Consider the following 12,673-nt stretch of genomic DNA (forward strand, 5'->3'; position numbering starts at 1 on the left):
GGAATATGTGAAATGAGTAAAATTGCAGCATTTGACCCTAGTTCTATTAAAAAAGGTCCCCTATTATTTGTTATGATTCTGGGGGCATTCATCGCTGTTCTGAATCAGACGATTATGAGCGTTGCCTTGCCGCCACTCATGGTCGAGTTCAATATTGCCGCTTCAACAGGACAATGGTTGACCACTGGTTATATGTTGGTTAACGGTGTTTTGATTCCGATCACAGCGTTCCTGATGCAACGCTTTACGACGCGGGAGCTGTTCCAAGCGTCCATGATTATTTTCCTCATTGGAACCATTGTATCAGCCGTGGCGCCAGGCTTTGAGGTGTTGTTGACGGGTCGTCTGATTCAAGCAGCTGGGGCAGGTATTATCATGCCGCTTCTGATGAATGTTATTTTGACGATCTTCCCGGCAGATAAGCGTGGAGGAGCTATGGGCATGGTTGGATTGGCAATCATTTTTGCCCCTGCAGTCGGCCCTGCTCTTGCTGGTTATATTTTGGAACATTATTCGTGGCGTACTCTTTTCTATGGTATCATCCCTATTGTTGTTTTAGTTATTGCTGTTGCTTTTATCTATCTGAAAAATGTTTCTGAACGTCAGTATCCCAAAATTGATACGTGGGGTGCCATTCTTTCAACCGTCGGATTCGGTTTCCTTCTTTACGGTTTCAGCAGTGCTGGTGGCAAAGGCTGGTCCAGTGCGGAAGTTATCGTATCTATCATTGTTGGTGTAGTTGCCTTAATTCTATTTACATGGCGTCAACTCGTTATCAAAGAACCACTATTAGATCTTAGAGCGTTTAAACACAACATGTTTACCTTGACCACTTTAATCAACATCGCAGTAACAATGGTCATGTATGCGGATATGATGCTGCTTCCGTTGTATTTGCAAAATGCTCGCGGCTATACCGCGTTGGAATCAGGTATCCTTATGCTCCCTGGCGCACTGCTTATGGGCTTGATGATGCCAATAGCTGGTAAGCTTTTCGATAAATTCGGAGCGAAGTGGTTGTCCATTATCGGTATGGTCATTACGATCGTAACCACACTAGGATTCATCAATTTGACGGATTCTACAAGTTATACCTATTTAGTTCTCATGTCGACAGGTCGACGCTTCGGGATGGCGCTATTCTTAATGCCGATCACGACGGCGGGACTCAATCAATTGCCTGCAAGGCTGAATGCGCATGGTACGGCGATATCCAATACCATCAAGCAAGTGGCGGGAGGCGTTGGTACGGCACTATTGATTACCGTTATGACAACTAGAACGAAATCTCATCTCATCGAGATCATGACGACAGGTAAAGCAGCGACTGCTACGAAAGAAATGATTAAAGAAGCATCGATTCAGGGTATTAATGATTCTTATCTCGTTATTATTGGAATCGGAGTTGTTGGCTTGGTGCTTTCCTTCTTTATCAAACGTGTAGGTCAAGCGGAAGAAGAAACAGAAGTTGTTACAAATCGCAAACCAGTTCGTGCATCGTAAGACAAATAGAAGCTCGCGGATAAGTACAGTACGCTCCTTTGGAGTGTGCTGTGCTTTTTCTTTTTCATCTAGAGGGATGTCGAATATTTGTGTATAATGAGACAAGTTGACGAACGGACCCGACTTTTCTGAGACTGAAAGGTCAAGAAGTACGTGGAAGGAGTGGAGATAGGTTGTTGGTTCAGCAGTTTAAAATGGCGTGGTTCTCGAACGTCCGTAAGGATGTTCTCGCAGGCATAACGGTGGCTTTAGCGCTGATTCCTGAGGCTATTGCCTTTTCGATCTTAGCGGGTGTAGACCCGATGGTGGGGTTGTACGCCTCTTTTTGTATTGCCGTTACGATATCTATTGTAGGCGGGCGTAGAGGAATGATTTCGGCTGCTACAGGGGCAATGGCTTCGTTGATGGGACCTGTTGTGGCGAAATACGGGATCGAGTATTTATTCGCCGCGACGATACTTACGGGCATTCTCCAGTATGTGATGGGGCTTTTGAAATTTGGCAGATTCATTACATTTATCCCCCATTCGGTCATGACGGGATTCGTGAATGCATTGGCGATCATTATTTTTATGGCGCAGATCCCAAGCTTTGAAGGGGCGAATTGGCAAATGCCGTTGATGATTGCTGGTACCCTTGCGATTATCTATATATTGCCGAGATTCACACAGGCGGTGCCCTCGCCACTTGTGGCGATCATTGTAATGACTATCATTTCTACGAGTTTGCATCTAGATCTTCGGACGGTAGGAGATATGGGCAAAATTACGCAAGAGCTGCCTTTTTTCCATATTCCACAAATTGAATTGTCTTTCGAACTGATCTGGCGCATGCTGCCGTTCTCCTTAGCACTTGCGGTTGTCGGCATGACGGAATCCCTGATGACGGCCACGATTGTGGATGAAATGACAGAGACCAAAAGCGACAAAAACAAAGAGGTAAAAGGCCAAGGGATCGCGAACGTGGTCTCAGGGTTGTTTGGCGGGATGGCAGGCTGTGCCATGATCGGGCAAACGGTTATTAATGTGAAATCCGGAGGAAGAGCGCGGTTATCGACGTTCGTATCCGGGGTGTTTCTGCTCTTCCTTATTCTTGTTCTCGGCGATGTCGTGAAGCAAATTCCTATGGGGGCGCTGGTTGGCGTGATGTTCATGGTATCCATCGGGACCTTCGATTGGAACTCGATAAGAACATTGGCTAGAATCCCACGGAGTGATGCGCTTATTATGATTGTGACGGTTGCCATCGTTGTGGCCACATCCGATTTGGCGATTGGTGTTGTATCAGGCGTAATATTAAGCGCGTTGGTGTACGGCTGGCGATCAGCAAGAATCAAGGCTCACACGACGATCGAGAAAAATGGGACCAAGGTATATCGTATCACGGGACAGTTGTTTTTTGGTACGATGGCGCATTTCGTTGAGCTTTTCGATTATAAAAATGACCCGGAATCCATCGTTATCGATTTCAGCTCATCTCATGTTTGGGATCATTCGGCCGTGACGGCGATTGCCAAAACCATGCAAAGATACGAGCAAATCAATAAAACCGTAACGATGATTGGCTTGAACGCGGAAAGCAAGCATCTGTTGGATCGAGTCGGACCCTTGCAACACTAGGCCTTTCAATGAGGGGTGAGAATTACGTTGAAACATCGTCTAAAGGCACTCGCAGAGTATGCTGCTACATTCCTACATGTTGCATTAATAGGTTCATTCATCAAATGGATTTTCTATGGAAGCCTAGTCGGCATTGTGACGGGTTCCGCTTCTGCGCTGTTCCTAGCCAGCTTAGACCTTGTAACTGAGAAACGATTGCACCATCCGTGGTTGTTGTTTCTATTACCCTTAGGCGGGGCGCTGATGGCTTATGTCTATCTGAAAATGGGCAAAAATTCGGGCAGGGGGAATAACCTGATCCTCGAACAGCTGCATGATGGCAAGGAAGTGATTCCTTTCCGGATGGCACCGTTGGTTCTCATAGGGACCCTTGTCACGCATGTATTTGGCGGATCAGCAGGTCGCGAAGGGACGGCTGTTCAAATGGGGGGAAGCTTCGCCGAATGGATAGGGCGCATCTTCCGAGTGGATGAGGCTGATCGGAAAATCCTGCTCATTTGCGGCATTAGCAGCGGGTTTGGCTCTGTGTTTGGGACGCCGCTTGCGGGAACTGTCTTCGGCCTGGAAGTGGTCGCCATTGGGATGGTGAGATATCAGGCGCTGATCCCTTGTTTTATTGCCAGCTTGGTGGCCCACCTCGTGACCACGGCAGGGGGGATTCAGCATATTCACTATGTGATGGGGAGCGTCCCTGAGTTATCCACAGGGGTTATACTCAAGGTCGTGATGGCGTCAATTCTATTCGGATTAGCCAGCATCCTATTTAGCGAGCTAACGCATGGGGTGAAAAAGCTGTATACGCGGCTATTTGCGAACCCAGTGCTGCGAGCGTTTGTCGGCGGCCTTGTGATTATTGCGCTTGTTGCGGTATTCAAAACGAGGGATTACCTGGGGCTGGGCATTCCGCTGCTGCAGCAATCCTTTGAAGAGCCCGTTGCGCATTTGGCCTTCTTATGGAAAACGTTGTTCACCTCGCTTACTCTCGGTGCTGGTTATCTCGGCGGGGAAGTAACCCCACTGTTCGTCATTGGCGCTACGCTGGGCAATTCGCTAGCCGATCTGTTGGGGCTTTCCGCGCCATTCTTAGCAGCGCTTGGGCTAATCGCGGTATTCAGTGGCGCGACGAACACGCCGCTAGCATGCTTCATCATGGGCGTGGAGCTGTTCGGTTCCGAGGGGATCCTTTACATGTTCATGGCGTGCATCGTGAGCTATTTGTTCTCCGGCCACTCAGGAATCTACACGTCACAGCGAATCGGATTGTCCAAATCGAGAGGACACGCTGTGCCTGAGGGAGCCACACTGGCTTCAATCAAGGTGAAGAAGAAGGAATGAGTGATTGAGTGATTGAGTGGTAACAGGTCGTCCTGTAAAGTAGAGAAGTCTACTTGTGGATGGCCTGTTTTATTTGTTGAAATCCTCGATTTAGTCCGATTTCTCCGAACTAAAACGAAGATTGCTTGTGAAAATGGAGGAATAGTCCGATTATGCCGAACTATTTAGCCATTTTCCTGGCGTGTGGGTTGTTTGAGGCGATTTAGTTGGGTCATTTCGGACTAATTGAGATTTATTGGCGCGCGCGGTGAGATTAATTCGGCAAAATCGAACTAATGCAGAGGAGATAGTCGAAATAATCGACTATCTCGGGCGTAACAGAGCGAATGCAGAGGAGTTAGTCGAAATAATCGACTAACTCTAATGCTTCAGTGAACCCTCTTGGCTCGAAACGTTTGCGAAGCCTTCTCGAGCAACGGCTTGCCGTGGCCGAAGCAAGCGACATTTAACTCCGCCTTCCCTAGGCGGATCAAGTCCTGCTTCGCTTGCGCGAAGTTCTCGCGGCCGATGCTCCAGCCAAGGCCCATCATATTGGCCGCTGCATCCGCGGCGAACATCACGCCGCCTTGCTTCGGCAGCAGCAAGGTCAATTGCCCTGCGCTATGAGCGGGAGTAGGGATCCAGATGTTCAAGTATGGGAGCGTACCAGTCATCGGGCTTAATTTCCAGTAATTGTTGGATGGAAAACAATTCTTGCTGTTGAATAGAATACATAGGGAATACCTTTCTTCATCTCGGGTTGTTGGTTTCGACGCCTTTTACTTCGAGATTTGGGGAGGTAGTCCCTTTTTTTGTGAGAAAAAAGCTAGACTTGGTGCGGGTTTGAGATTGTGAAATTGTCTCATAATTCCCTACTTATATTTAGCTTACCTAAATAATGGGGCGGAGAAATACCTGGTTAATTAAATACCTTAAACGAGGTCATTCCCAATAAACGACCTCGTTTAAGGCTGGTTCTATCGCAGATAGGGTCCATTAAGAATCCTTCGGAAGATGTGCGTGGATCTTCTTCATCCAAACAAGAAGGAGGGACGCTTCCTCTGGTGCAAGCTATCCCTAAGATGCTACTCCAGCTCGGTGATCATGGCCATGCCCGGTTTCAGTTAAATAGACGCGCTTTACCCGTGCATCTTGATCATCAGACTTGCGTAACACCCAGCCTCCTGCAACGAGCGTGTCGATCAGATTGGTCAAGGAGGCTGGACGGATCTGAAGCTTCTCATGCAACACTTTCTGCGTAAGTCCATCCCCGAATGTCCACATGCACAAAATAAAAGCCACCCTGACAAGTGACTTTAACAACGCATATTCCCGTGTTGAATTTACTTAGATTAGCCCCGTTAATGAATTGGATTCCAACGTGTGTGGCATGAATTTAGAGGCACCTGATTTGAACAATCCCGCTAGAATAACGCAGTGCAAGGCAATAATCTCCTGCACCCATACTGGTTTCGAAGGGGAATTAGCAGCAAAGGTATGAAACTCTTGAAGGGCCAATTGCTGCGCAAATAGAAGGAAATCCTCGCGTAAGCAATAGCGATCCTGTTCAAGCTCAATGGCTGATTGTTGCAGGGCATGAAGTCCTCTGCCGATACAAGCGAAAGTCTGTAAGGTAGGCGGCAAGCGACAAGACAGCCATTTGATACACAGTGCGATCTGCCTTTGGTTAGGAGCCCTTCGTAAGTTGAATTGATGATTCAGATCGAGGATGCMGTTGGGAATGACATGGAGGGTTTCTAGTGAGGAGCTCAAGATATGTATATGATTTTCCCCCACATGAATGATATCGAGATGGTTCGGAATTCCTGCAGCCCAGACAGGCTTCTTCAGAGCAGCTAGATGATCTTCCGTTCTATGCTCAGCGTGCACTGTGCTGTCGGCTAACAAATCGGATAATTTGTTCTTTTCTTGACCTAGCGTATCTAGCTTCCTCATGTACTTATCATTGTGCATTCGAATACCTCACCTGTAAGTTACATAGTTATAATTACCGCTTACGGCAGCGGTTCAGAATTTAAATGATAAAGGTATGGAACTGGAAAGTCAACCCATTTTTTACTAATTTTAATAATTAAAACAAAAAATAAGACCCAATCCACTCTTGGATCAGGTCAATATGTAATTGGCTTAGATGACAAATTTATAGCCTACGCCCCATACGGTCTTAATATATTTTGGCTCTTTGGGATTGATCTCGATTTTCCTGCGCAAATTCGTAATATGTACATCGATCGCCCGTTCATTTATGTAGGAGTCGAATCCGCGTAAAGCATTGATCAGGTCCTCGCGACGGTATACCCGTTCAGGATGTTCAACTAGCAATCGAATGAGCTCAAACTCAGAGAAGGTCATTTCGATCGATTCACCTCGTACGTGCAAGGTTCGTTTCTCTAAATTAATTTGGAGCTCCATGGCGGGAACGGTAATCCGTTGGCGAATCGGGGTAGGAGTAGCAAGTTGCTGCTCAGCGGGTAGTTCCTTTTTGAAGCGGCGTAATAGGACTTGGATGCGTGCCTTCATTTCATGCATACTGAATGGTTTGCATAAATAATCATCGGCACCAACGGTAAAGGCTTCGATTTTCTCGCTGACTTTGGAATTAGAGGAGATGATAATAATCGGAACAGGTGTTAGCCCTCGTAAGGAATTGCATAGCTCTGTACCTTCAAAGTCTGGAAGAATAAGATCAAGTAGAATCAGATCGGGTTGGAAATTGTGTAAGGCCGTTAGACCCTCCTGTCCATTGTGGCACCTGAGAACTAAGAAATCTTCCTCCTTCAGATACATGCAGATCATCTCACCTATAATATCATCGTCCTCAATTAATAGAACTCTGTCCATTAGAAGTTCCCCCTAACGCATAGTTTTCTAATTTGAAATTCGTAAAAGTGATGAGGTGAGTGATGTTGCTAATATTTAGCTAATAATTCTATTATACGCTGTCGAATTTTAAGAGTAAACCGTTTTCATCTAGGAAATTCAAAAAAATGTTAGTAAAATATTAGCGAAAAGGAGGTGTGAAATTCATAAGATTTAAGTAAGTAACCTAATAAGTGGAAAGTATACTGGTAGTATAAGTAAGAATGGCTTGAAGAGGTGGCGGGGAAAATGAGTCTGATAGGCAGGCATGGAGTACTACTAGTGAGTAGGTTGGAACGAACGCAGGGGGTCATTGCGACCATATTAAAGCAGGATGAACAGCTTATACTGTCAGAGGTTGTAGCAGATGGCAGTGCCGCACTAGCATGTGTGTTTCGTGACAGGCCGGACTTGATCCTCATTGATATGGACTTACCTGATTTACTGGGACTTTCGGCGCTTCAATTAATCATGGACCATAGTCCTATTCCTGTAATCATATTAAGTACACTGACATCAGAAGGCTCGGCTCAAACGATCCAAGCGATGCGTTTTGGCGCAGTCGATTATTTCCATAAAGAGATGTTGGTTTCGGGTTTGGAGGGAGGAGGGGTAGTCACCTACTTCCTCGAACGTTGCAAGCTTGCCGTTCAAAATGGCGTTAAAGGCGTATATCCTGCAACCACACACACAGACGGTTACATGGATAGCTTGCAGCCGGGTGCTCCGTTAATTAATGGCGCATTACTGCAGAGACGGATGGATATTGAATCGCATCTTCGACATGCCATCTCGAAGGAAGAATTTAATCTTGTCTATCAACCTGTTGTTGATATTAGTACAAGTTGTGTTGTCGGGATGGAGTGTCTACTACGCTGGGACAATGTTGATGTCGGCTTTGTCCCGCCTTCGGAATTTATTTCGATTGCTGAAGAAAGCGGGCTTATCCACGATATTGGAGAGTGGGTGCTGCGAGAAGCATGCAGACAGAACCGAAAATGGCAGCTTTCGGGCTTGCCACCGATGTTTGTAGCTGTTAATTTATCACGCAAGCAGTTCAATGATTGTCGCTTAAGTGGAATCATAGCAACGATCTTGGAGGAAACCGGCTTAGAGCCCCAGTACTTAGAAATTGAAATTACAGAGAGCCTAAGTGTGGATGCCAGACTAGCCGCGGACACAATAGGGAAACTCAAAGAGCTGGGTCTGCGCATTGCCATGGATGATTTCGGAACAGGTTATAGCTCGCTTGGCTACCTGCGTGACCTCCCGGTGGATAAAATAAAGATAGATCAATCTTTTATTAAAGGGTTACAACACGGCCAAGTGAACGCAATTATTGTGAGTACCATGCTCTCCATGGCGAAGCAGTTGAACCTCTCTGTCGTTGCAGAAGGCGTTGAAACCGAAGAAGAATTGCAGGTGCTGCGCGAGTATGGCTGCCGCTTCGTTCAAGGCTATTATTTTAGCAAACCAGTGGAAGTTAGACATATTGAAGAAATGTTGTATCAACTAGCCTAACCGAAATGATAGAATGATGAAGGATAAGTTAGAAGCGTATCCGCACTAGAGTCAGAAACGGGTTGGTGATTGTTCTGTTGCGTGATTTGATTGTCAATTTTGCGTTAATAACGGTCTTTGTCGTAGTTGTGGAACATTTCTTCCTTGTCATGAAGCTGGATCAGAGGCCAACCTGGTTACATAAAGTCTATATCGGATTGGCACATGGTGCGCTTGTGGTCATCTTGATGAATTTCAGTATTCAAATGGCGCCACAGGTGAGTCTGAATTTCCGTGGTGTCGGTCTGCTGCTAGCTGCCTATATGGGAGGAATAGTTTCTCTATTCATTACGTTTGCTTGCGTATGGATAGCTAGGTTTGTCGTCGAAGGTGCGATTTCGTTGCCGCTTTTGTTCATTGGCCTTGCAGCGATTACTGGAACTGGCATCATTTTCGCCCAAGTAAAAACGTATTGGATGAGATGGCTGTATGCGTCTACGTTCTTTTTTGTCTTTTATTATGCCATGATATGGCTCGTATTCGGGACATCGCTGGATGTTATCTTGAAATACGTCAGTTATCAGTTCATGTGTGTTTTTGTAATCGCTTGCTTCATGCGGTATATGCTTCGAAATCGGGAATATAAAGGGCAGATTCGACAGGTTGAGGAAGAGATGCTGGACATGCTGCGGTTTCAACCGGGATTCACGTTTAAGCTGCATAAACACCGCGATGAATTCGTGTATATCGTTATTGAAGGACAGCTGCTGGAGATGTTAGGTCTGAAACCCAGCCAATTTATTGGCAAGAAATTCAGTGAAGTGAATGTATTTAACGAATCTTTTATGGCTCGTATCCAACAATATTACGAAAAGGCATGGCAGGGCGAACGAGTCAATTATGAGTATGACTATAACGGTTTTACAATCCTAGTCAGTCTACAGCCCATCTATAAATATGGTCACGTGATTGAATTGATCGCTTCTGCTTGTGATGTTACGGAGCAACGCGCTGCATTAATTAAAGCAAGAGCAAGGGATGAACAGTATCGGACTTTGGTAGAAAACTCGGAAGATTTCATATTTCGATTTCAATTGGATGGTACCATTGCTTCGTCCAATAGTAAGATGTATCTGACGTATCAGTTGGATGCCGACCAGGTGAAAGGAAAACGGCTAACAGAATTGGTCCAAATGGACGAGCCAGAAACATGGGAAATAGGGTTCGAGCAAACCATTCTGGAGCGAAAAACGCAACAGTTCGGTATTCACCTCCTGCATCCGGATGGGTCCGAGCATGCCTATAATGTGACGTTGTCGCCTCTATTCACGGAAGGTGAGAAGGAAATTGATGGTGTGACGGGAACGGTCCACGATATTACGGATTTGAAGAAGCGGGAAGAAGCGGATCAGTCCAACAGGGCGAAGAGTCAGTTCTTAGCTAGGATGAGTCATGAAATACGTACGCCGCTCAACGGGATCATCGGTTTGTCTTTGCTTTTACAAAGGACAGAGCTAACGACCATTCAGCAGGATTATTTAAGCAAAATCGATTCATCCTCTAACGTTCTGTTGGCTACGATTAATGATATTCTTGACTTCTCGAAACTTGAAGCGGGTAAAATGTCACTTGAAACGGTAGATTTCTCTCTGGAGGCATCACTCCAAAAGGTAGTTGATCTGACGAGTGTATCGCTAGGCAAAAACCGAATCGAGATTATACTCGAAACGTCGGAGGACCTGCCTGATCGCGTCAGTGGGGATCCGTTTCGGTTAGAGCAAGTGCTCATTAATCTAACGAATAATGCCATTAAGTTTACCAAGAGGGGCTATTTGCGATTGAAAGTCGCTCTAGAGGAAAGATCAGATGAGGGTTATTTACTCTCGTTCTCCATGGAGGATACGGGCATCGGAATCTCTAAGGAGCAGCTCTCGAAGCTCTTCGTTCCGTTCTCGCAAGCAGATACGTCGATGAGTCGGCGATATGGGGGGACAGGCTTAGGGCTTGTCATCTGCCAACATTTAGTACAGTCTATGGGCGGTGTCCTGCAAGTTGAATCGACCATCGGTCAAGGCAGCCGATTCTATTTCAATTTAGTGCTAGGGAAAGTCCATGCCGAAGAGGAATTGCAGCCTGCTAACGTACAGACGAAGCTTAATTCTTGTCAGAGTCAGCGAATTCGGATTGCCGAAGATCATCCTCTAGTTGCTAAGCATATCGCGGAATTACTCGAAGCGATGCACTTGAAGACAGATCGCGTAGCGACAGCGTCGGAATTAGTAGCTGCGTTAGAAAAGGATGCGTGGAACGACTCGCCTGTTGACTATGTGCTTCTCGATATGCAAATGGAAAATCTCGAGTACCAGGATGGGTTAGAGCGAGTGATCGCGCCTATTGACCGTTCACGTACGAAGATAATCGCTTATACGACACTAGATGGCAGAGAATGGATGTCAGAGCTACCAGAGGCTTTGCAAGCGGATGTTGTGCTCGTGAAGCCTGTAAGTAGATCGAATCTGAAGCTGGCTATCGAGGAGTTAGCTCAGAGGGAGGTCCGAACGGTTGCATCGGAAACTACTCCCATGACTCACACGGAAGCGGAGCAGGCAACGGAGTCCAAAGGGAGCATTCTCGTGGTTGAGGACAATGAGATCAATCAACTCGTCATCTCTGAGCAATTGAAGCAATTGGGCTATCACACGGTGATCGCACAGAATGGCCTCGAAGCTTTAGAATTAGCTGACAGCCAGCCATGGAAGCTGATTCTCATGGATGTACATATGCCAGAGATGGATGGCTATGAGGCTACCCAGAAGCTGAGACAGCGCAAGCATTTGAATCTCGTGCCGATCGTAGCACTCACGGCGAATATGCTTATGCAGGATCGCATGCAGCTACTGAAGCTCGGCATGAATGATTTGCTAATTAAACCGATTACGGAACGGCAGCTGACAGATATGTTAGGGAAATGGAATCAATTGAGCTTGTTGAACCAATACCCAGGCGTTGGTGTGGAGCAATTGCTGCAGAATATTGATCAGAAGCTGCATATTTTCCAGTATATGATGGAGAAATTTAAGCAGGATTACCATCACTTCTATGATCAGTTGATCCCATTTATAGATGGCGGGGAGCTTGTTGCCGTTAGAAGAAAGATCCACACCCTGAAAGGGATCGCTGTGAATTTCTACGCAGATGCGCTGGTGACGGAGGTGCTCGCTATGGAGAAGGAACTGGAGAATGGCACCCATCCACAGGAAGCCTTACACATTCTGAAGCAAATTCAGCATGAGATCGATGCAATTCTTGGACAGGGCAACAATCCTAGCATCGTGTTAAGTGAAGCTCATTGAGCATGTGAAAAATGCGGCTAAGAGGCCTGATGTTGACGTTGATACCGAGTAGACGGTAGACGTACATCAGGCTTCTGTTTTTTCGCCATAGGGCGTGAAGATGCGTATATGCTGGCTGTAAGTTTCGCAAATATATGGTGCTCCAAGCAAATAGATGGATTTTATACAGTTATATTTCGAGATTTTCCGATCAATGACTTAATAGATGGAGAACTGCAGCTAGAATAAAAGTGGACACCTCGTTAACAGATTTAAGATAATAGACATAACGAGGAGGTGTTCACAATGGGTGAACAACGGCAAAGGTACAATGATGAATTTAAACAACAAACGGTAAAATTTATTCAAGAACAAACGAAATCGGTAACGGAAATAGCTGAAGAGCTTAACATTCCTGCGGGAACGCTTCATCAATGGGTGGCGAAGTATCGCCAATTTGAAAGTGAATCCCTTGCCAGTCCTGAGAAGGTCCGTCAATTGGAGCAGCTCTTGAAAGAGAAAGAA

10 protein-coding genes are annotated in these 12,673 nt (G+C 46.0%); 6 read left to right on the forward strand and 4 right to left on the reverse strand.

Going from position 1 to position 12,673, the window contains the following annotated elements; translation table 11 throughout:
- Positions 1-12: 12 nt before the first annotated feature.
- The 3 genes from AC1DLM_RS24585 (at position 13) to AC1DLM_RS24595 (ending at position 4,457) form a co-directional block, all read left to right on the forward strand.
- The gene (locus AC1DLM_RS24585; RefSeq protein ID WP_477571435.1) at positions 13-1,503 is read left to right on the forward strand and encodes a DHA2 family efflux MFS transporter permease subunit; all 1,491 of its coding nucleotides are present in this window, start codon (positions 13-15) and stop codon (positions 1,501-1,503) included.
- 176 nt (positions 1,504-1,679) lie between these two features.
- A complete protein-coding gene (locus AC1DLM_RS24590) occupies positions 1,680-3,122 on the forward strand; it encodes a SulP family inorganic anion transporter (protein ID WP_477571442.1) in 1,443 nt (480 codons plus the stop codon).
- A gap of 27 nt (positions 3,123-3,149) precedes the next feature.
- Complete coding sequence (locus AC1DLM_RS24595; protein ID WP_477571436.1) at positions 3,150-4,457, forward strand: voltage-gated chloride channel family protein; 1,308 nt, start codon at positions 3,150-3,152, stop codon at positions 4,455-4,457.
- A gap of 368 nt (positions 4,458-4,825) precedes the next feature.
- On the opposite strand, the gene AC1DLM_RS24600 is transcribed toward AC1DLM_RS24595, so the two are convergent.
- The 4 genes from AC1DLM_RS24600 to AC1DLM_RS24615 form a co-directional block, all read right to left on the reverse strand.
- The gene (locus tag AC1DLM_RS24600; RefSeq protein WP_477571437.1) at positions 4,826-5,110 is read right to left on the reverse strand and encodes a hypothetical protein; all 285 of its coding nucleotides are present in this window, start codon (positions 5,108-5,110) and stop codon (positions 4,826-4,828) included.
- A gap of 403 nt (positions 5,111-5,513) precedes the next feature.
- A complete protein-coding gene (locus AC1DLM_RS24605) occupies positions 5,514-5,720 on the reverse strand; it encodes a MarR family winged helix-turn-helix transcriptional regulator (RefSeq protein WP_477571443.1) in 207 nt (68 codons plus the stop codon).
- Positions 5,721-5,783: 63 nt separating this feature from the next.
- A complete protein-coding gene (locus AC1DLM_RS24610) occupies positions 5,784-6,410 on the reverse strand; it encodes a hypothetical protein (RefSeq protein ID WP_477571438.1) in 627 nt (208 codons plus the stop codon).
- A gap of 174 nt (positions 6,411-6,584) precedes the next feature.
- Positions 6,585-7,298: a response regulator transcription factor gene (locus tag AC1DLM_RS24615; protein ID WP_171637030.1), complete on the reverse strand. Its 714-nt coding sequence runs from the start codon at positions 7,296-7,298 to the stop codon at positions 6,585-6,587.
- Positions 7,299-7,598: 300 nt separating this feature from the next.
- On the opposite strand from AC1DLM_RS24615, the gene AC1DLM_RS24620 reads away from it, so the two are divergent.
- From AC1DLM_RS24620 to AC1DLM_RS24630, 3 genes are all read left to right on the forward strand, one after another.
- Positions 7,599-8,837: a GGDEF/EAL domain-containing response regulator gene (locus AC1DLM_RS24620; protein ID WP_477571439.1), complete on the forward strand. Its 1,239-nt coding sequence runs from the start codon at positions 7,599-7,601 to the stop codon at positions 8,835-8,837.
- 77 nt (positions 8,838-8,914) lie between these two features.
- Positions 8,915-12,169, forward strand: coding sequence for a response regulator (locus AC1DLM_RS24625; RefSeq protein ID WP_477571440.1), 3,255 nt, complete (start codon positions 8,915-8,917; stop codon positions 12,167-12,169).
- A 285-nt stretch (positions 12,170-12,454) separates the two neighbouring features.
- Positions 12,455-12,673, forward strand: a 219-nt coding sequence (locus AC1DLM_RS24630; protein WP_477571441.1) for a transposase, incomplete at its 3' end; no start/stop codon positions are given.

Source organism: Paenibacillus sp. 01T442, from assembly GCF_056398345.1.

What these genes read in the sequence shown, in the direction of transcription:
- AC1DLM_RS24585 (WP_477571435.1), top strand. Translation starts at nt 13, where the DNA reads ATGAGTAAAATTGCAGCATTTGACCCTAGTTCTATTAAAAAAGGTCCC.
- AC1DLM_RS24600 (WP_477571437.1), bottom strand. Translation starts at nt 5,110, where the DNA reads ATGACTGGTACGCTCCCATACTTGAACATCTGGATCCCTACTCCCGCT.
- AC1DLM_RS24605 (WP_477571443.1), bottom strand. Translation starts at nt 5,720, where the DNA reads ATGTGGACATTCGGGGATGGACTTACGCAGAAAGTGTTGCATGAGAAG.
- AC1DLM_RS24615 (WP_171637030.1), bottom strand. Translation starts at nt 7,298, where the DNA reads ATGGACAGAGTTCTATTAATTGAGGACGATGATATTATAGGTGAGATG.